Source organism: Methylobacterium sp. E-005, from assembly GCF_022829725.1.
Taxonomy (GTDB): Bacteria; Pseudomonadota; Alphaproteobacteria; order Rhizobiales; family Beijerinckiaceae; genus Methylobacterium.
Map to the genome: position 1 here is coordinate 92941 of NZ_JAKSYG010000164.1, position 19313 is coordinate 112253.

The following is a 19313-nucleotide window of genomic DNA, read 5'->3' on the forward strand; positions in this document are numbered from 1 at the left end:
AGGGTTCTGAACGGGACCAACCACAACGGGAGGACGAGACGCCATGAAGGCGCTGCTGTGCACGCGGCTCGACGGGCCGGACCATCTCGAAATCGTCGAGCGGCCCGATCCGGTCCCCGGGCCGGGACAGGCCCTGGTTCGGATGCGGCTGGCGGCGCTGAATTTCTTCGACACGCTGATCGTGGCCGGCCGCTATCAGGTGAAGCCGCCGCTGCCGTTCTCGCCGGGGGGCGAGGGTGTCGGCGTGGTCGAGGCGCTCGGGGAGGGGGCTTCGGGCGTCGCGGTGGGCGACCGGGTGATCGTCCATGCGGGGCACGGCTGCTGCGCCGAGCGGATCGCCATCGACGCGCGGCGTCTCACGCCGGTGCCGGACGCGGTGCCGGACGAGCAGGCGGCCGGACTCACCATCACGTACGGCACCTCGCTCCACGCGCTGGCCAACCGGGCGCGGATCCAGCCCGGCGAATGGCTCGCGGTGCTGGGCGCCTCCGGGGGCGTCGGGCTCGCCGCCGTGGAACTCGGCCGGCTGATGGGCGCCCGGGTGATCGCCTGCGCGTCGTCCGAGGAGAAGCTCGCGGTGGCGCGGGCCCACGGGGCCGAGGCGGGGCTCGTGTACGATCCCGCGACCCTGAAGGATGAACTGCGCCGGATCTCCGGAGGCGGCGTGGACGTGGTCTACGACGCGGTCGGCGACGCCTATGCGGAGCCGGCCCTGCGGGCGCTCGGCTGGCGCGGGCGCTACCTCGTGATCGGCTTCGCCGCGGGGGACATTCCGCGGTTGCCGCTGAACCTGATCCTGCTCAAGGAACTCGACGTACAGGGCGTCCACTGGGGCGCCTTCCTGGAACGCGAGCCGGAGGCGCACCGGGCCGACCAGCGCCGGCTCCTCGACTGGGTGGCCGAGGGCAAGCTCACCGCGCAGGTGCACGGGACCTACCCCCTGGCCGAGTTTCCGGAGGCCTTCGGCCTGCTGACCCGCCGGGCGGCGGTGGGCAAGGTGCTGCTGCGGCCCTGACGCCTCAGAGCAGCCCGCGCGCCTTGGCGAGGCCGACGAGATCAGTCTGCGGCCGGGCGCCGATGTGCTGGATCACCTCGGCGGCCGCCAGCGTGCCGAGGCGGGCGCTGGCGACGTTGTCGAGGCCGCGGGCGTGGCCGGCCAGGAACCCGGCCGCGAACAGGTCGCCCGCCCCGGTCGTGTCCACCACCGCATTCACTGGGCTCGCCTCGACGGCACGGACTTCGCCGCCCTGCACCACCAGGGCGCCCTCGGCCGAGCGCGTGACCAAGCCAAGCAGGTGGCGGCCGCGAGCGTTGCGCTCGTCGCGCAAAGCCGCCACGGCGGCCTCGGCATCGTCGGTCTGATACAGGCTCTGGAGTTCGCCCATGTTGGCGAACAGGATGTCGATGCTCCCGTCGCGGATCAGGCCCAGGAACTCGTCCCGGTACCGGCCGACGCAGAACGCGTCCGACAGGGTGAGCGCCACGGCGTTGCCGGCCTGGTGGGCGATCTGGGCGGCCTTGCGGAACGCGTCCTTGGCGGCCGGCGGATCCCACAGGTAGCCTTCGAGGTAGACGACCCGGGCGGACTTCACCAGCGCGTCGTCGACATCGGTGGGCGAGAGGCCCTGGCAGGCGCCGAGATAGGTGCTCATGGTGCGCTCGCCGTCCGGCGTGACCAGGATCAGGCAGCGGGCCGTGGCCGGCCCCTCGGCCGCCGCCGGGACGGTGAAGCCGACGCCGGTGGCCTTCAGGTCGTGGCCGAACAGGGTGCCCAGCTCGTCGTCCCGGACCTTGCCGACGAAGCCGGTCCTCGCGCCGAGCAGCGCCGCGCCCACGGCGGTGTTCGCCCCCGAGCCGCCCGACACGATCGTCGTCTGGCCCATGGCCTGGAACAGCGTCTCCGCCCGCGGCTCGTCGATGAGCTGCATGGCGCCCTTGGTCACGCCCTGGGTGGTGAGGAAGGACTCGTCCGCGCGGGCAATCACGTCGACGATCGCGTTGCCGAGCACGAGGAGATCGAGGGAGGCTGTCATCCGGGCGTCCTGATTCGGGTTCGCGCCGCTGTGGCATCCGCCTCGGATCGGATCAAGCCGCGGGATCTGCGGGCGGCGGCAGATCGGCGAACAGCTCGGCGACCGGTAGGGTCAGGCCGGGCGGCGTGAGGTCGAGGGTGCTGTCGGTCGCGATGCGAGACACGATAAGCCCGTCGGCACCGCGTCGATGGTGGATGACCAAGCGCTTCATCGGGTCGATGATCAGGTAGTGCCGCATGCTCATGAGGGCGAAGTAGCCAGCGAATTTGCGGCCTGAATCGACTGCGGCCGTGCTGGGCGACAGCACCTCGACTACGATGATGGGGTCGGTAATCTCGATCGCGTCCGGGTTTGCGCGTGGGCCACAATAGACCAGGGCATCGGGCTCGAAGACGGTCGTGTGGTCGATGCGCACGCTCATACCGTCGGGCAACGCGCGACACGGAAGAGTCGTCCGACCCAGGGCGGATCGCAGCGCTAGATAGGCGGATGCTTTGACTTCGGCATGCCGGACGCGTTCGGGCGACATGCCGAAGACCTCGCCATCGACTAGTTCGTAGCGCCCCGGCTGGCCTTCGGCCCAGACTAGGAACTCATCGACCGTCATCCGAGGCTTCGGCTGTGCCACCATGGCGGCAGGCTAACACGATTCGGTTTTGGGCCAACGCGGCTCTGTCGGAGTGCGCATGTATCGGCGCAGAACCCCCGGCGCGAAGCGCAACCCGCTCAAGCGATGGAACCTTCCCGATCGCGTCTTCTTCGCCTGCGGGGCCTGCCACATCCTGGCCCATGCCTTCCTCGAACGGTACGGCAGGCCGAATATGATCGTTCACTGGTTCAAGCCCGCGCCCGGTTTCACAGGCAACCACATCGTGGTGGCGACCGAGGCCTGGGTGTTCGACTATCACGGCTATAGCGCCCGCGAGCGCTACATCGCCCACACCTTCGCCCGCGCCCGGCACTGGTGGCCCGGCTGGGAGGCCGAGCTGATCGCGCTGCCGCCCGAGGTCCTTGTCTCGGAGGAACGCTCCCGACGTCACGCCGGCCTGTGGCTCCGTGAACCCGGCCAGTTCCTTCACGAACCGCTGCCCCGGGCGCGCCGCTACCTCGACCGCTTCGGGCCGCCGCCGGGGTGAGCGATCGTCACCCGGCGATCTTCTCCAGCGCCACATCCCGCGTCCGGGGGCCGAGGAGCCCGACGAGCAGCCCCGCCGCCAGCATCGCCGCCGAGATGAACAGGAACACCCCCGGCGTGCCGGCCTGGCGCAGAACGAAGGCGATGACGAAGCCCGTGAAGATCGCCGAGAACCGGCTCCACGAATATACGAAGCCCACCGCCCGGGCGCGGATGCCGGTGGGGAACAGCTCGGCCTGATAGGCGTGGAAGCTGTACGACATGACGTTGGAGGCGAGCGTCAGGCCGATGCCGAGCGCCACGATCCCCTCGACCGCCGTGGTGCGCGCGAAGGCGAGCCCGCAGGCGATGTACACCAGCGCGGCCGCCACGATGACATGCTTGCGCTCGAACCGGTCGGCGATCAGGAGCCCGATCAGCGGCCCGACCGGGGCGGCGAGCGCGATCAGCGCCGTGTAGGCGAGGCTCGCCGTCACCGTGATGCCCTGGGCCACCAGCAGGGTCGGCACCCAGTTGGCGAAGCCGTAGAAGCCCACCGTCTGGAACACGTTGAAGCCGGCCATCATCAGCGCCCGGCGGCGATAGGGCGGCACCCACATGTCGCGGAAGGCGCCGCGTGGCTGCACCGGCTCCGGCGGGGCGGGTGCGGGCAACGGGCGCCCGGATTCCGCGGCGACCTGGGCTTCGAGCCGCCGCAGGACCGCGTCCGCCTCCGCGAGCCGTCCGTGCTCCACCAGCCAGCGCGGGCTCTCCGGCAGGCCCGCGCGCAACCACCAGACCACGAGGGCCGCCGAGGCCCCGATCAGCACGATCCAGCGCCAACCATCGATCCCCAGCGGGGCCGTCGGGATCAGCAGGTACGAGAGGAATGCCACCACCGGCACCGCCGTGAAGCCGATGCCCTGGCAGAGCGCGAAGGCGCGGCCGCGCACCGCCTTCGGCACCAGTTCCGACAGGTAGCTGCCGATCGTCACCATCTCGAGCCCCAGGCCGATCCCGGCCACGAGCCGCCAGAGGTTGAGCCCGAAGGCCTCGTGCTGGCAGGCCATCACGAGATTGGCCGCCGTGTAGGCCAGCAGCGACCCCGTGAAGATCGCCCGGCGCCCGAACCGGTCGGCGAGCCAGCCGCACAGCAGGGTGCCGATGAACAGCCCGGTGAACAGGGCCGCCACGAAGCTCGCGACGCCGCTCGCGCCGAACAGGCCGGGTGTCGTCGGCGTCAGGATCCCGGCCTTGACGAGGCCCGGGGCGACGTAGCCGGTGAACAGCAGGTCGTAGAGTTCGAAGAAGAAGCCGAGGCCGAGGAGGATCACGAGCCGCCAGATCGTGCGCGTGGCGGGCAGCCGGTCCAGGCGGGCGAGGAGGCTGCCGGGATCGAGAGACTCGGCCGAGACCCGTGCAGCCGTAATCGTCGCCATACCGCCGCGTCCGCTCAGGCGCCAAATCGGCGCCCCCGCGCAGTGCCGCGGAAATCCGCAGGGTGCAAGCCGCTGGTCACGCCCCGAACACCGACCAGCCCATGCGCTGCGTCAGTTGCTCCAGGGCGACCCGGCCGAGATGGGAATTGCCGGCCGCGTCGAGGCCGGGCGCCCAGACCGCGATCGAGGCCTTGCCGGGCGCCACCGCCAGGATGCCGCCGCCGACGCCGCTCTTGCCGGGCAGGCCGACCCGGTAGGCGAACTCGCCCGAGCCGTCGTAATGGCCGCAGGTCAGCATGATCGCGTTGATGCGGCGCGCCCGCTCCGCCGAGACCACCGAGTGGCCTGTCGCGGGGATGCGGCCGTTATGGGCCAGGAACCGCCCGGCGGTGGCGAGTTGGCGGCAGGTCATCGCGATGGCGCAGTGGTGGAAATAGACGCCGAGCGTGTAATCCACCGGATTATCGATGACCCCGAAGGACTTCATGTAGTTGGCAAGCGCGGTGTTGCGGAAGCCGGTTCGCTTCTCCGAGGCCGCCACCCGCTCGTCGATGGTGATGCTGGCATCCTGGGCCAGGAACTGCATGAAGCGCAGGATCTCACCTAGGGCCTCGCGTGGCTCGTGACCCGAGAGGATCAGGTCGGTCACCGCGATGGCGCCGGCATTGATGAAGGGATTGCGCGGCACCCCGCGCTCCCGCTCCAGCTGGACGATGGAGTTGAACGGGTTGCCGGACGGCTCGCGGCCGACCCGCTTCCACAGCCGGTCGCCGGCCATGCCCAGCGCCAGGGTCAGGGTGAAGACCTTCGAGACGCTCTGGATCGAGAACGGCGTGTCGCTGTCGCCGCCGGTGAAGGCCTGCCCCTCGGCGTCGATCACCGCGATGCCGAAATTCTTCGGATCGACCCGGGCGAGTTCGGGAATGTAGTCGGCCACCGTGCCCCGGTCGGAGCGCTGGGCCATCTCCTCGGAGATCTCCCGGATGACGTGGGCGAGGTCGGGCACGGGCAGGCTCGGGCGTCGAGAAACGTCGGAACCGGACCGGCTGGCGACGTTTCAGACGATGCAAGGACCGGTCCGGCCCCGGCCGATCTAGCAGCGCGAGTCGGGCGTGAAAACACGACCGCCCGGCTCACCATCGTGTTTGCGAGCGGAGCGAAGCAATCCGGCAGCGCCACGCTTTGATGGCGTTGCGCTGCCCTGGCTCGCTTCACTGAGCTGGCGATGCGGTGGTGCGGGATCGAGGGGGGTGTGTCAGGCGGCGGCGAGCGCCATCGCCATCGACTCCTTCTTCATCAGCTCCCGGAAGAAGCCGTCGAGATGGGTCAGCTTGTCGGGCGAGCCATCCTGGGCGATGCGGCCGCCCTCCAGCACGACGATCCGGTCGAAATCCTGCAGCGTCGAGAGGCGGTGCGCGATCGCGATCACGGTCCGGCCCTTCATCAGGTTGGCCAGCGCATGCCGGATCGCCTCCTCGGATTCCGCGTCGAGCGCCGAGGTCGCCTCGTCGAGGAGCAGGATCGGCGAGTTCTTGAGGATCGCCCGCGCGATGGCGATGCGCTGACGCTGGCCGCCCGAGAGCTTTACGCCGCGGTCGCCCACGATCGTGTCGAATCCCTCCGGCAGGGCCTTGATGAAGTCCGTGCAATGGGCCGCCTCAGCCGCCTGCCAGACCTCCTCGTCGGTGGCGTCGGGTCGGCCGTAGCGGATGTTCTCGCGCAAGGACCGGTGGAACATCGAGACGTCCTGCGGGACCACGGTGATCGCCTCGCGCAGGGATTCCTGCGTCACCCGCAGGATGTCCTGTCCGTTGATCCGGATCGCTCCCTTCTGCACGTCGTAGAAGCGCTGAAGCAGCGAGAACAGGGTCGACTTGCCGCCGCCCGACCGGCCCACGAGACCCACACGCTGACCCGGCTCGATCGTCAGGTCGAAATCCGTGAAGACGGGGCGGCCGTCCGGGTAGTTGAAGGCGACGTGGTCGAACTCGATCTTGGCGCCCTGGCCGCTGAGCGGCTTCGCCTCCGGATGGTCGACGAGGTCGTGCGGCTGCAGCAGCGTGTGCAACGCCTCGGACAGGCGCGCGGTGTGCTGCGTGGCGTCGACCAGAGCCACCGCGAGGTCCCGGGTGGCGGCCAGGATGCGGATGCCCAGCGTGCAGACCAGCACGACCTGACCGTTGGTCGCCTCCTTGGCCTCCCACATCTGGATCGCCCAGTAGAGCAGACCGAACACCGCCAGAACGGTGAGCACCGCGTGCACGATGCGCAGCTTCTCGAGGTAGAGGAGCGAGGAGCGGCGGGCCCGCATCTCGGTAGCGATGGTGCCCTCGAAGCGCACGCCCTCCCGCTTGAACGCCGAGAAGGCGCGCACGAGCGACATGTTGCCGACGAGATCGACCATCTCGCCATCGACCGAGGCCGCCTTGGCGGCGAAGTCGTGGTGCAGCGGCTTGCCGGCCGCCGCCATCTTGAACATCAGCACGACGACCGCTGCGAAGACCCCGGCCAGGATGCCCGCCATGGTGGTGTTGACGGTGGCGATGTAGGCGATCGACCCGAAGGCCGCGACGGTCGGCGGCATCACGTTGAACACGAACATGTTCTCGACCGTGAAGATCGCGTTCGAGGTCGCCGTGATGCGGGACGCCAGGGTGCCGGGCTGCCGATCGGAGAAGAAGGTCGGGGAATGGCCGGTCAGGTGCCGGAACAGGTCCCGGCGGATGTCGCCGGTGATGCCCACGAAGGTGAAGGCGCCGGTCAGCGCCGCCACGCGCCAGAGCATGTTGTCGGCGGCGATGAAGGCGATCAGGACCGCGAGCGCGCTCCAGATCACGGCGTTGCCGGGGCCCGGCCCCTTCGTCAGCGCGTCGACCACGCCCTTCAGGGCGTAATCGGTCGAGACCGAGAAGCCGACGGCGCCGAGCACCGAGATCAGGATGACCAGATGCGGCACCCAGCGGCGGCGGAGATACCGTCCGACGAAGGCGAACGGCCTGTCGGCGTATCGGTGCAGCTCTTCCATCGCGGTGACCATTCCGTATTCGCGCGGCTCTGGCTTACGGGCAAGGCGGTGTGCAGCGCGGGCGCAGTCTGACCCGCAGCGACAACGCGAGAGCGTTGCCATATGTTGCACCAGTCCGCACCTCCCGTGCGCTTTTATCCGTCAAACCTGAACACCGCTTGAGCGGGTCGGAAACACCCAAGCGAATCCGGTGCCGCGGCGGTTCAGGCCGCGCCCTGCACCGGATGAGCCTCGGAGTGGCGGGTCTCGGGCATGATCAGCGCGACCAGCATGAAGGCCGCGAAGCCCACGCAGGCGAGACCCAGGAAGGCGCTGTGGCTGCCGAGATGGTCGGCCATCACGCCGGCGAGCGACGTAGACAGGGCGGCGCCGATGCCCATCGCGGTGCCGACCGCACCCAGCGCAAGGTTGAAACGCCCGGTCCCGCGGGTGAGGTCCGAGACGATCAGCGGCACCATCACGCCGAGCACGGAGGCCGAGATCCCGTCAAGCACCTGGATGGCGACGAGGCCGTAGGGGTTGGTGGTGTAGGCCAGCATCAGCCCGCGCACCGGCAAAGCGCCGAAACCGAACAGCAGCACCGGGTATCGGCCGAACCGCTCGGCCGCCCGCCCGACCGCGGGGGCGCTGACGGCCAGCACCGCCTGCGGGACCATGATGCAGGCCGCCACCAGCGCGGTCGCGGTCTCGCTCGCCCGGAGCGTCAGGACGCTGCCCACCAGCGGTAGCATCGCCGCGTTGGCCAGGAAGAACAGCACCATGCAGGCCGAGAAGCACAGGAGCCCCCGGTTGGTCAGCAGCGTGCGGATACCGTCCTGCCCGGCGGCTCGCGGCGTCGCGGGGCTCGACGGCTCCTTGAGTACGTCGGGATCGATGTCCCGGGCGCGGATGCGCGCCAGCGCGATCACCGTGGGGATGCCGAGCGCCGCCGTGAGGTAGAAGACCGCCCCGTTCGACAGGTAATAACCGATGGCGCCCATCCCGGCGGCGCCCAGCGCGTTGCCGAGGGCCGCGAAGCTGGCGTTGCGGCCGAGGCGTTCGCCGGCCTGCGCGCGCCCGACGAGGCCGATGCTGATCGCCGCGATGGCAGGCGTCAGCACGCAGCTCGCCGCCGAATGGGCCGCCATCGCCAGCAGGACCACGAGGAAGCTCGGCCAGACCGCCAGCGCGAAGGCGCTGCCCGCGATGCCGATCACCGCCACCGCGGCGGCAAAGCGCTTCGAGCGGACGACGTCCACGAAGGCCCCGCCCGGCACCTGACCGAGCAGGGCGACGAGGCTGCCGACCGTCAGCGCGAAGCCGATATCCGACTGGGTCCATTTGGCCTGCGAGAAATACACGGCCAGGAACGGCCCGAAGCCGGTCTGCAGGTTGGCGACGAAGAACGCGAAGGCGTCGAGGCCGTAGCGGCTCGCCGCCGAGATCCGGCGCCCGCCCGCCGCGACCTCGGTCACCGGAGCGGGCTCGCGCGGGACCTCGGCCGCCTGATCCTTCAGGCGCACGGGCCGTGCGCGGATATCCTGCCGGGGCATCTCGCGCTCGCGGGGGGGAACGACGGTTCGTACCTTCAATCGGGCCACCGTCATTTATCCGGCGCCTTCTCCGGGGAGGCGGCGGGCGGGGTCTGGCCCGTGGAAGCGGGAGGTGTCGGGGGCGCGGCGGTGGGCGTCGGACTGGCCGTAGGGGCTGCGGGTGCGGCGGCCTGATCGCCCTCGGCCGACGGCGCGGCGGGGCTCGCGGGGCCCAGCACCACGATCGGCTCGCCCGACTTGTATTCGGGTGACACGCGGACCTGATTGCGGGTCAGCGCGACCGACAGCTTGCGCTCCTTGCCGCCGTCCGACGTGAAGCGCAGGGCCCGCCAGTCGACCGCGATCTTGCGGGTGCCGACCCCGAGGAAGCCACCGAAATCGATGATCGCGGCCCGGGGGTGCCCCTCCTTGTCGATGATGATGTCGATGACGCGGCCCAGTTCGTCGCCCTGGGCGCTGCGCACGCTGCGGCCGAGCAGGCTTTCGTAATCCTGGGTGTCGAGCACGGTGGCGGGCGTGCCCTGTTGCGTCGCCGCCGGCGCGGCCGTGGCGGCCGGCGGCGTGACTGCCGGGGCCGTCGGGCCCGGGACGGGGGCCGCCGGAGCCGGATTGACCGCGGGGCCCGGATTTGCCGCCGGGACCTGGGACGAGGCTTGACCGGACGCGCCCTCGCTCCCGCTTGCCTGGACCTGCGCCGCAGCGCCCGACGCCCAGAGGGCGAGCGTCACGGCCGCGATCATCCGGTTGGTTCTGAACACGCTACGTCCTCTGAGGAAGGGCCGGACCGGACCGGCATGCCGGCGCGACCGCGACCATCTCGGTCGGATCCGGGCCGACCGCCGGCAGGTCTGCGCCTGCGGATGGTCGTCGTGCCGCAGGACCTGGGCGAAGTTATGGATCCCAGCGGCCGCGCCGCAAGGTTCGGGCCGCCCCCGCGCCGAGGGCGGCGACGCGGACGTCTGGTTTTCGCCGCATCCCCGGCGTAGACAGCGGCCGATAAGTCACGCGAGCCGCGGACATCACCGCGGCCTTTTTCGAGGACCAAACGATGCCGACCCTCTCCCCGTCGTGGTGCCCCGCCCTGCGCGGCCTTGCGCTCGGCGCGGCGCTCGCCGCCCTCACGGCCGGCTGCCAAGCGCTCGGAGGCGGGGGCGGCGTGATGCCGGACACCGAGGTCGGGCTCCCGCCCTCGATGCGCGGCGCCCTGCCGAACCGCGAGGCGCGCAACGCCGGGGTGGATGCCGACGGGCGGCCGCTCCAGACCGCGCCGACGCGCCAGCTCGCGATCCCCAAGACCGCCGGCGCCGCGACGCGTTCGGCCGATGCGGGCGAGCGGCGCATCCGCCGCGAGGATCTCGATGGCGGTAACGGGGCGGTCGGAGCCGGGACCGGCAGCGGCTCGATGGGGCCGATGATGGCGCCCGGCGGCAGCGTCGGCCTCGGCGGGAAGTTCTGAGCGACCCGCGCCGTCCACCGTGGAGGGTCGGGCCGGAAAGCCCGGCCTATCCCGCCTGCGTCGGTGCGCCCGCCAGCACCCCCGGCTCGATATCGACCACGTAGCCGCCGAGATCGGTGCTGTAGCTCAGTGCGTTCCAGGGCAGGGGATGATGGGTCTCGCCGAGGCCTAGGAATCCGCCGAAGGCCAGCACCACGTAGGCGACCTGCCCGGATATCTTATCGACCATGATCGTGTGGATCGCGCCGAGATGGCGGCCGGTCCGGTCGTAGACGTCCGCTCCCTCGACCTTGTGCGATCCGACCAGCCGGGGGGTCTCGTCGATGGCGACGCCCTCACCGCTGTCGGGGTCGAGTTCCAGGGTTCCGGGCTTCCTCACGGCACGTTCGGTGGGCAGATCCGTCGGCATGATCACTCCCTGTCGGCGGGCGCGGGACGATCCGCACCCCGTGGGTTCTGAGAACCAAGCGGGACGCGGGTGGCCGGTTCCACGGCCCCGGCCTGTTCAGGGATCCGTCGGGAGACCGGCCTGGACCCGCCGCTCGTTGACCCGGTCCCGCACCGCGCGGCTGGCGAGCAGCATCTCGAAGCCGAAGGCGACCAGGGCGCACAGCGTGCACAGGATCGCCGCGCCGAACAATCCGAACAGCAACGTCGCCACGGTCGCGTCCCGGAGTGCGCCCACGAACAGCGTCAGCACCGCACCGCAGGTCGCGACGCCGCCGAGGGCCGCCAGCACCACCGCGGCATCCAGGGCCAGCGATCGCTGGTGCAACCGGTCGAGGCGACGGCCCAGGCGTCGGCGCTCGGCATCCGTGGCACCGGCGAGGAGGGCGGACACGTGATCGGCTTGGTCCGCCACCCGGGCGAGGCGCGCGCCGAAGACGTTGAGCAGCGTCGCGATGCCGGAGAGCAGGAAGACGGGGCTCAGCGCAACCTGCACGACATGCGCCGTGCTTTCCAGGGTCGTGGCCAAGGTCGTGGGGATGGTCGGGTCGATCATGCCGCCGGGCAGATGGTTCGGGCGGGCCCCAGGGCAATCCCGGCGGCTCAGACCAGGCCGCGGCCCGGCGTGATGCCCGAACTCGCCGGCTCGGTGCGGATACCGACCCCGAGCGCCGTGACGAGCCCGGCGGCAAGCAGCAGTGCGAGGGTGAGGGCCGGGGCGAACATGCAAGCACATCAGCGGCAAGATTGTTAAGAACAGGTTTCGCGTAACCTCAATCGGTGAATCATCTTCGCGCCGGCCCCGATTGGGGCCGTTCGGTGTGAATTTCCGTGCGTGCCTTGTGGATGATGGCCCCGTGAAGGCGATTTCCCCTTGGAACGGCAGCGGCACCGCTTAGTTGCTGCTATGCTGGCTCGGCCGTGGGGTGATCGTGCCCCGGCCTGCGGCCCGAGAACCGGAGGAAGTTTATGGCCACTAAGACCGAGAAGGCTGCGCCGAAGGCGGCCAAGACCACCAAGGCTGCCGAGAAGGAGGCTCCGGCCAAGGTCGCTCCGAAGGCTGCAAAGCCCACCGCGACCAAGGCGGCCGCTGGCACCAAGCCGAACGCCCTGCAGCAGCCGCTGAAGCCCTCTGCCGATCTCGGCGCGATCGTCGGCACCAGCCCGCTGCCGCGCGGCGAGGTGGTCAGCAAGGTTTGGGAATACATCAAGAAGCACAACCTGCAGAACCCGGAGAACAAGCGCGAGATCATGGCCGACGACAAGCTGAAGAAGGTCTTCGGCAAGGACAAGTGCTCGATGTTCGAGATGAACAAGCACCTCGCCGCGCATCTCAAGGCCTGATCGCTCCCTAGAGCCAGGTTCGGCTCATCGTCCGGACCATCGGCTCTAGGAGCATTGGAACCGCCGCATGGATGCGACGGGCGCCCGAAACCCTTCGGGTTGAGGCGACGCGCCCCCGCGATCCGGGAACCGCAGGTCCGATCGGATCGAGGCGCGCCGCCCCTGGCCGGTTCGGGGTGCTTTGCGTTTCTGAGGGTCGGGCTCCGCTGCGCGCGGCGGGGCTGGAGCCGCACCTGATCGCGGCGCCATCACGGTCGACGCCGGCGTTCGGCTGATCACATCCATCCCACCCCCTCATCCTGAGGTGCCTGAATCAGCGGGCCTCGCGAATGGGTTCCGAGGATCTCGGCGCGATCTGGAGGCCACGTGCAAAGCCTCCGCTGCGCTCCGGCACCTCAGGCTGAGGGCATGGGGGGGAGGGTGGATTCCCGTCGGCTCGGTGTCCCGTCGTGTTTCGCCGGATCGGGCACGGCCTGGACCAGCGCGGCAGTCGGGTGCCGCGCATTTCGTGTGCGGATGGGTCGGGCGGGCTCCTAGGCGATACCCTGCAGCACCCCGCCGTCGACCCGCAGGGCGGCGCCCGTCGTGGCGCTCGCCGCGGGGCTGCACAGATAGGCGACGAGGTTCGCCACCTCCTCCACCCGCGCGAGGCGCTGGATCAGCGAGGACGGGCGGTGCTCGGCCACGAAGGCGCGGCCCATCGCGTCGAGATCGGCGTCGGCCCGGCCGCCTGCCATCTGCTTCATGAACTCCGCCACGCCCTCAGAAAGCGTAGGACCCGGCAGCACGCTGTTGACCGTCACGCCGCTGCCCGCGACCGTCTGGGCAAGGCCCCGGGCGATGGCGAGTTGCGCGGTCTTGATCATCCCGTAATGGACCATCTCGGTCGGGGTGTTGATGCCGGACTCGCTGGAGATGAAGATCACCCGGCCCCAGCCGCGCTCGGCCATGCCGGGTGTGTAGGCCCGCGAGAGGCGCACGCCGCTCATGACGTTGACGTCGAAGAAGCGCTGCCAATCGGCGTCCGGGATGTCGAAGAACGGCTTCGGCTCGAAGATCCCGGTGTTGTTGACCAGGATGTCCGCCGTGGGCAGTCCCCGCACCAGAGCCGAGACGCCCTCCGCGGTGGCGACGTCGCCCGGTGCCGCGAAGGCGCGGCCGGATTTCGCCTCGCCGCGCAGCTTGGCGAGCGTCGCCTCGACGCGTTCGGGGGTGCGGCCGTTGATGCCGACCTCGGCGCCGAGATCGCAAAGTTCCTTCGCGATGGCGTAGCCGATGCCGGCGGTCGAGCCGGTGACCAGGGCGGTCCGGCCGGTGAGATCGAGATCCATCGAAACCTCCAACGGTGCGTTGCAGCATCAACGCGCATGGGGAGCCTCGGTCACATGCCGGCGGCGTCTAGCCGGCCCGACTCCGCCGCAGGACGCTGGCGCAGCCGCCGATCACCGCCAACGCCGCCGCGCAGGACAGCGAGAGGGTGACGGCCCGGGCGGGTCCGAGGCCGTGGGTGAGGCCGAAGATCACCGCCACCAGGGCCGCGCCCAGCGACTGGCCGGTGAGCCGCGCCGTCGATTGCATCCCGCTGGCGCCCCCGGCCCGGTCACGGGGCGCGGAGGTGACGATCACCTTGTTGTTGGGCGACTGGAACAGGCCGAAGCCGAGCCCGCACAGGGTCAGCCGCCAGACGATGTCGAGGGTCGCGGGCGAAGCGGGCAGGAGCGTCATGCAGACGAGGCCGGTCGCCAGCATGGCGAGCCCGATCCCGCCGAGGATTCCGGGCGGGTAGCGGTCTGCGAGCCGTCCGGAGAATGGCGCCATCGCGGCGACCGCGATCGGCCAGGGGGTGAGCAGGAAGCCGGTCTGCGTGCTGGAGAGGTGCAGCACGTCCTGGAAATAGAAGGGCAGCGCCACGTAGGAGACCATCTGGGCGCAGAACGAGGCGACGGAGGTCGCCATCGAGAGGGCGAAGGCGGGAATCCGCAGGAGATCGACCGGCAGCAGCGGCGCCGGCAGACGGATCTGGCGCCGCACGAAGATCGTCCCGATCACCAGGGCGCCGATCAGCTCGGCGACGGCCACACCCTGCGCCCCGGCATCGCCCAACCCGTCGATGCCGATGATGAGCAGGCCGAAGGTCAGGGCGTTCAGGACGGCGCTGATGCCGTCGAAGGGCCGCCCGCTCGCCGGCGTCACCGGCAGCGTACGGGAGGCCACCGTCAGCGCCAGCAGCCCCACCGGGATGTTGACGAGGAACAGCCAGGGCCAGGTCGCCACCGAGAGGATCGCGGCCGCCACGGTCGGGCCGGCCGCGGAGGCCACCGCCACCACCAGGGCCACGTTGGCGACCCCCTGGCCGATCATCCGGTGCGGATAGATGAAGCGCACGAAGCCGATATTGACGCTCATGATCGCCGCCGCACCGAGCCCCTGGACGATGCGGGCCGCGATGAGCAGGGGCAGGCTCGGCGCGACCGCGCAGGCCAGCGAGGCGGCGACGAACACCGCGAGCCCCGGCAGGTAGACCCGCCTGAACCCGAAGATGTCACCCAGGGCCGCCAGCGGCAGAAGGCTGGCGGTGACGGCGATCTGATAGGCGTTGACGATGAAGATTGCGTCGGCGGGCTTGACCGCGAGATCCTTGGCCATGATCGGCAGCGCCACGTTGACGATGGCCCCGTCGAGGACCGCCATTGTCATGGCCAGTCCGATGGCCGCCATGGCGAGGACCCGTTCGCGCGGTGGCAAGCCGTCCTGCGCGCTGCCACTGTGGGCTGCGCCTGAACCGGGCGGGACCTGCGCCATGATCGCGCGCTCCTGCGGCGTCCGGGAAGTCCGTGACGTCGATGGCGGGGGGAATCCAGGTGCCGAGGCGCCGCGGATGCCGCTCCCTGTCGCGCAGGCGAGGCGGCCCGTCGAGGGGCGCGGTGTGTTCTATGTCACGGCGCGGAGGGTTTTGTTCTGGCGCCGCTCACGCCAGCATGTAGGTCAGCAGCGAGCGTAGCTGGGCCGGCTTGATCGGCTTGCGCACGAGTTCGGCCCCGGCCGCCGTGACTCGCTCCTCCACCTCGGCGGAATGGTCGGCCGTGGTCACGATCACGGGGAGGGGCTCCAGGCGGCGCTCGCGCAGATAGGCGGCGACGTCGAGGCCGCAGGCGCCGTCATCCAGATGGTAGTCGAGCACCAGGATATCGGGCAGCGCGGCCCCCGCCGCCACGGCGGCCCGCACGCCGGCGAGATCGCGAAAGGTCGAGACCCGGGCGTCCCAGTTCTGGAGGAGGCGGGCGAGGGCGTCGGCCGTGGAGGCGTCGTTCTCCACCACGAGGACGTGCGCCCCCGACAGCCGGGTCGCCACCGGCGCGGGTGGTGCCGCGGCGGCCGGAACCGTGCTCAGCGGCAGGGCCAGCGTCACCCGCGTGCCGTGGCCCGGGCGGGAGGCCAGGGTCAGGGGATGATCGAGCGCCTGGGCCATGCGGCGCACGATCGACAGGCCGAGTCCCAAGCCAGGCTCCTCGCCGCTGCTCGACCGGGCACCGCCGCGGAAGAACTCGTCGAAGACGAGGGCGCGATCCTCATCGGCGATGCCGCAGCCCGTATCGGTCACCTCCACCCGGACCATGCCGGCGCGGCGCCGGGCGGCGAGCACGATGCCGCCCGCGCCGGTGTAGCGGACGGCGTTCGAGACGAGGTTCTGCAGGATGCGCTGGAGCAGGACCGCATCGCTGGTGACGGTGAGATCCGGGCAGCGCACGGCGAGCCGCAGGCCCTTGCGTTCGGCAAACGGCTTGAAGCTCTCGGCGAGCTCGGCCAGCAGATCGGGCAGGAAGATCGGCTGCAGAAGCGGGCGGACGATGCCGGCATCGAGCTTGGAGATGTCCAGCAGCGTCTTGATCAGATCCTCGATGGTCTGAAGCCCCCGTTCCACCTGGCCGGCGATGGTGCGGGCCTCCGGCGGCACGTCGAGGTCGGCCAGCGCCGAGATCGACAGGCGGGCGGCGTTCACGGGCTGCAGCAGGTCGTGGCTCGCAGCGGCCAGGAACCGGGTCTTGGAGCGGTTGGCGGTTTCGGCCTCCTCCTTGGCGGCGGCCAGCGCCTCGTTGGAGCGCTCCAGGCGGTGCATCAGCCCGGTCAACTCCTCGGTGCGGGTGCGGACCCGCCCCTCGAGCATGATCGCGGTCTGGAAAAGCGAGTAGGCGCTGCCCCGCTGATCCATGCTCCGCTCGACATGGGACATCAGCGCGGCGTTGATGCGTTCGAGCTTCTCGATCCGACGCCGCAGGGACGCGTCGGTCTCCAGCCCGTTCGGATGGACGGTCACGACGCGACCGGAGCCTCGCCGGAGGCCCGATTCGTGTCAGCGAGGCCCTTGCCGATGGCGATGCCCGTGAAGGTCTGGTTCAGGTGCATCGCCCGGTACTGCTCGCCGAAGGTCTCGAAGCCGACGACGTTGTAGCGGCGGTACAGGTCGGTGATGCCGTGGCGGACCTGCCGGCTCTCGGCATCGAGGCGGCGCAGCACGCATTCGAACCCGATGATCAGGTCGATGCCGCCGAGCTGTGCGTCGAGCCGAGCCAGCTCCGCCTGGGTGGAGGCGACGATGTCGCGCGGCTCGGCCAGGGTCAGCACCACGCCTTCGTCGACCGCGCAGAAGAAGCTGAGCGAGCCGTCCTCGTTCATCCGCCGGATCGAGCGGCAGAAATATTCGCCCCCGACCTTCACGGCCAGCGGATAGGCCGCGAAGCTCATCGGCGACAGACGCTCCGGATCGAGGCCGATCGCCATGGCGTATTCCCGGGCCGCCGGCTCGGCGTTCAGCTCGTGGACCTCGCGGCGCTCGCCGTCCGAGGCCGTGACCACGAACTTGGTCTGCGTCGGCTCGAAATTGTCGCTCTTGAAGATCTCCACTGAGAAATCGGTCTCGACCAGCACCAGAACAGCCGCCTTGCGGTGGATCCGGCCGCCATGGATCACCACCGCGTCGCGGAAGCGCAGGTCGTCACCGGCCGAGCCGCCGACGATCGGGATGCCGTCGAGCGCCCAGGCGATCGCCGAGACGACGGTCTCCTCGGCATTGGCGAGGCCGTCGATCAACGACAGGGCGAAGCGGCGGCCGGCCGCCGCGGCGTCGCCCTCGCGGCAGGAATCGAGCGGGTCGAGGGTGCGGCGCAAAGCCCGCACCGCTGAGGCTGTGCGCTCCACGTCGAGATGGTCGATGGCGTCGAGCACCGTCGAGACGATGCGGAAGCGCTCAGCCGGAAACGCGATCACGACAAGGCCGCGGTCGAGGCCGCCAGCCGGGGCGATGCCCCCCGACATCGAGCAGCCGGAGACCGGCACGCCGGGGAACCATGTCCCCAATTCCCGGGCCAGGGCCTCGGCGTCGTAATCGGCCGAGAAGAACACGACGATCTGCGAGAGGTGGGCTTCACGGACCGCCCGGGCCACATCGGCGACCGCGTCGACGGCCGAGGCCGCCTCCGTCCAGGCCGTCCAGATCCCGCACAGATGGCGGCGCACACCCGATCCCTGAACCACATCTCACCCCCTGCGGACCCCCTTGGCGGGCTTTGCGCCCGCTCTTCAGTCTCACGGGGTGAGTATGTCGCGCGCAATCAATCCGCGCAACGGGGGTGTTCCACCGTCCAATACTGGATGTGTCGTGTGTGGCGTCACTTCATGCAGGCATCCTCAGCCTTCTCGAAGGCCGCGGGTTTGGGCTCGTGCTCCGGGGGGCGGTTGCGCCCCAGCGCCCCGTCCGAGCGGGCGCGCAGGTAGGTGTAGATGTCCGGCATGTAGCACATGACGTTCCGGTTATCCCCGAAGGCCGGCATGACCAGCTCCTGGGCGGCGTTCACGTCCCTCTTGCCGCCGACGATGATGCCGGCGAAATGCGCGTAATCCATGCCCTTGAGGGCATCGACCAGGGAGGGCGCGTAGGTCGAGCCCATGCCGTCCGGCCCGTGGCAGACGATGCAATTGGCATTGTACCGGAGGTAGCCCGACATCGTGTACCAGTCGACCTTCTTGCCATCATCCGTGATGTGATAGGTCGGGTCGCCGTTCTTGTCGGTGTACTGGCCGTCCTGGACCTTGGCGGGCTGGGTTGGCCCGTCGCTCTTGAGATCCGCTGCGCCCGAAACGGCGGGAGCCGGTGCGGCAGGGGGCGCCGCACGTGCGGGAATCGTCCAGAGAGAGCCTGCTGCTAGCCCGGCCAGGACGATCCCGGCCATTCCATCCGCTCCGCGCATCGACGTTTCTCCTCCCGCCCACAGGCGTCGTCGCGCGGGTGCGGTAAGACCATAACGGCGCCCGGCCGCGTCGGGGCCGCCGTGCTCCCATCACGATCTCGCGGTTTCGCCTGCCCCCTCCGGTGGTCCAGGCGGATGGCCTGGCTTATCCGCGTTGCGCACAGCGTTAACCTTTTGTTAATCGGCGGATTGCCGCCGGGCCGCCGGCGTGAGAGCTTTCGTTAACGAGAGCTTAACGGTTGAGACACGGCGATGCGGTTCGCGGTTTCCAAGGTGCAGGGACTGGTGTCCGACTCTGCATCACGTCGGCTCTCCCGTGGCCGCCGTGCGGTGCGCGGCTTGGCCCTGGCGGTCCTCGGCCTCGCCGGCCTCGCCGCCACGGCCGAAGCCCAGACGCTGGCGAGCCTGCCCGCCGAGGTCGGCGCCCGGGTGCAGGGCGACGCGAAGCCGATAGCGGCGTGGGTGACGTTCTGCCAGAGCTACGCGGCTGAGTGCGCGGTCGACCGGACCGAGCCGGCCCGCATCAGCCTCACCCCCGCCACCTGGGCGACGATCGTGTCGGTCAACCGCCGGGTCAACAAGGCGGTCGAGCCGATGACCGATCAGGACCACCTGCACGTGGCCGACCGCTGGGATCTGGCCGAGGACGGCATCGGCGATTGCGAGGATTTCCAGCTG

General features: G+C 70.2%; 19 protein-coding genes and 1 pseudogene. 5 read left to right on the forward strand and 15 right to left on the reverse strand.

Translation table 11 applies throughout. The annotated features are described in order from the left end of the window. Positions 1–43 precede the first annotated feature (43 nt). Complete coding sequence (locus MKK88_RS17930; RefSeq protein ID WP_244002033.1) at positions 44–1015, forward strand: NADPH:quinone oxidoreductase family protein; 972 nt, start codon at positions 44–46, stop codon at positions 1013–1015. Between the two features lie 4 nt (positions 1016–1019). On the opposite strand, the gene MKK88_RS17935 is transcribed toward MKK88_RS17930, so the two are convergent. Next, a complete protein-coding gene (locus MKK88_RS17935) occupies positions 1020–2033 on the reverse strand; it encodes an adenosine kinase (RefSeq protein WP_244002035.1) in 1014 nt (337 codons plus the stop codon). Positions 2034–2085: 52 nt separating this feature from the next. Beyond that, on the reverse strand, positions 2086–2640 hold the full coding sequence (locus MKK88_RS17940) for a Uma2 family endonuclease (protein WP_244002037.1): 555 nt from the start codon (positions 2638–2640) through the stop codon (positions 2086–2088). Between the two features lie 79 nt (positions 2641–2719). On the opposite strand from MKK88_RS17940, the gene MKK88_RS17945 reads away from it, so the two are divergent. After that, entirely contained in the window at positions 2720–3169 is a 450-nt protein-coding gene (locus tag MKK88_RS17945) for a hypothetical protein (protein ID WP_244002039.1), read from the forward strand. Between the two features lie 7 nt (positions 3170–3176). On the opposite strand, the gene MKK88_RS17950 is transcribed toward MKK88_RS17945, so the two are convergent. The 5 genes from MKK88_RS17950 to MKK88_RS17970 all read right to left on the reverse strand — a co-directional run bounded on the left by MKK88_RS17950 (position 3177) and on the right by MKK88_RS17970 (position 9883). Further along, entirely contained in the window at positions 3177–4586 is a 1410-nt protein-coding gene (locus MKK88_RS17950) for an MFS transporter (protein ID WP_244002041.1), read from the reverse strand. A 76-nt stretch (positions 4587–4662) separates the two neighbouring features. Further along, positions 4663–5592, reverse strand: a complete 930-nt coding sequence (locus MKK88_RS17955) for a glutaminase (protein WP_244002043.1) — start codon at positions 5590–5592, stop codon at positions 4663–4665. Between the two features lie 249 nt (positions 5593–5841). After that, the gene (locus MKK88_RS17960; RefSeq protein ID WP_244002045.1) at positions 5842–7611 is read right to left on the reverse strand and encodes an ABC transporter ATP-binding protein; all 1770 of its coding nucleotides are present in this window, start codon (positions 7609–7611) and stop codon (positions 5842–5844) included. Positions 7612–7814: 203 nt separating this feature from the next. After that, entirely contained in the window at positions 7815–9197 is a 1383-nt protein-coding gene (locus MKK88_RS17965) for an MFS transporter (RefSeq protein WP_244002047.1), read from the reverse strand. After that, on the reverse strand, positions 9194–9883 hold the full coding sequence (locus tag MKK88_RS17970) for a PRC-barrel domain-containing protein (RefSeq protein WP_244002080.1): 690 nt from the start codon (positions 9881–9883) through the stop codon (positions 9194–9196). Before MKK88_RS17970 ends, MKK88_RS17965 begins: the two co-directional genes overlap by 4 nt. A gap of 308 nt (positions 9884–10191) precedes the next feature. Between MKK88_RS17970 and MKK88_RS17975 the strand changes: the two genes are divergently transcribed. After that, complete coding sequence (locus MKK88_RS17975) at positions 10192–10599, forward strand: hypothetical protein (protein WP_244002050.1); 408 nt, start codon at positions 10192–10194, stop codon at positions 10597–10599. A gap of 55 nt (positions 10600–10654) precedes the next feature. Here MKK88_RS17975 and MKK88_RS17980 read toward each other — a convergent pair. The 3 genes and pseudogenes from MKK88_RS17980 to MKK88_RS33885 form a co-directional block, all read right to left on the reverse strand. Beyond that, positions 10655–11008: pseudogene (locus tag MKK88_RS17980) on the reverse strand (PRC-barrel domain-containing protein); the annotation flags it as partial. A gap of 96 nt (positions 11009–11104) precedes the next feature. Further along, complete coding sequence (locus tag MKK88_RS17985) at positions 11105–11602, reverse strand: DUF2721 domain-containing protein (protein ID WP_244002054.1); 498 nt, start codon at positions 11600–11602, stop codon at positions 11105–11107. Positions 11603–11649: 47 nt separating this feature from the next. After that, complete coding sequence (locus MKK88_RS33885; RefSeq protein WP_279602379.1) at positions 11650–11772, reverse strand: hypothetical protein; 123 nt, start codon at positions 11770–11772, stop codon at positions 11650–11652. 243 nt (positions 11773–12015) lie between these two features. On the opposite strand from MKK88_RS33885, the gene MKK88_RS17990 reads away from it, so the two are divergent. Next, positions 12016–12390: an SWIB/MDM2 domain-containing protein gene (locus MKK88_RS17990; RefSeq protein WP_244002056.1), complete on the forward strand. Its 375-nt coding sequence runs from the start codon at positions 12016–12018 to the stop codon at positions 12388–12390. A gap of 533 nt (positions 12391–12923) precedes the next feature. On the opposite strand, the gene MKK88_RS17995 is transcribed toward MKK88_RS17990, so the two are convergent. The 5 genes from MKK88_RS17995 to MKK88_RS18015 form a co-directional block, all read right to left on the reverse strand. Then, positions 12924–13721 (reverse strand): SDR family NAD(P)-dependent oxidoreductase, encoded by a 798-nt coding sequence (locus MKK88_RS17995; RefSeq protein WP_244002058.1) that lies wholly within the window; start codon positions 13719–13721, stop codon positions 12924–12926. A gap of 67 nt (positions 13722–13788) precedes the next feature. Beyond that, the gene (locus tag MKK88_RS18000) at positions 13789–15192 is read right to left on the reverse strand and encodes an MFS transporter (protein WP_244002060.1); all 1404 of its coding nucleotides are present in this window, start codon (positions 15190–15192) and stop codon (positions 13789–13791) included. Positions 15193–15358: 166 nt separating this feature from the next. Next, positions 15359–16705 carry a hybrid sensor histidine kinase/response regulator gene (locus tag MKK88_RS18005; protein WP_244002062.1) on the reverse strand — a complete coding sequence of 449 codons (1347 nt, stop codon included), beginning with the start codon at positions 16703–16705 and terminating at the stop codon, positions 15359–15361. Beyond that, positions 16702–17904, reverse strand: coding sequence for an FIST signal transduction protein (locus MKK88_RS18010; protein ID WP_244002064.1), 1203 nt, complete (start codon positions 17902–17904; stop codon positions 16702–16704). Before MKK88_RS18010 ends, MKK88_RS18005 begins: the two co-directional genes overlap by 4 nt. Before the next feature lie 152 nt (positions 17905–18056). Continuing rightward, a complete protein-coding gene (locus tag MKK88_RS18015; RefSeq protein WP_244002066.1) occupies positions 18057–18617 on the reverse strand; it encodes a c-type cytochrome, methanol metabolism-related in 561 nt (186 codons plus the stop codon). Positions 18618–18887: 270 nt separating this feature from the next. Between MKK88_RS18015 and MKK88_RS18020 the strand changes: the two genes are divergently transcribed. Continuing rightward, positions 18888–19313, forward strand: a 426-nt coding sequence (locus MKK88_RS18020) for a transglutaminase-like cysteine peptidase (RefSeq protein WP_244002067.1), incomplete at its 3' end; no start/stop codon positions are given.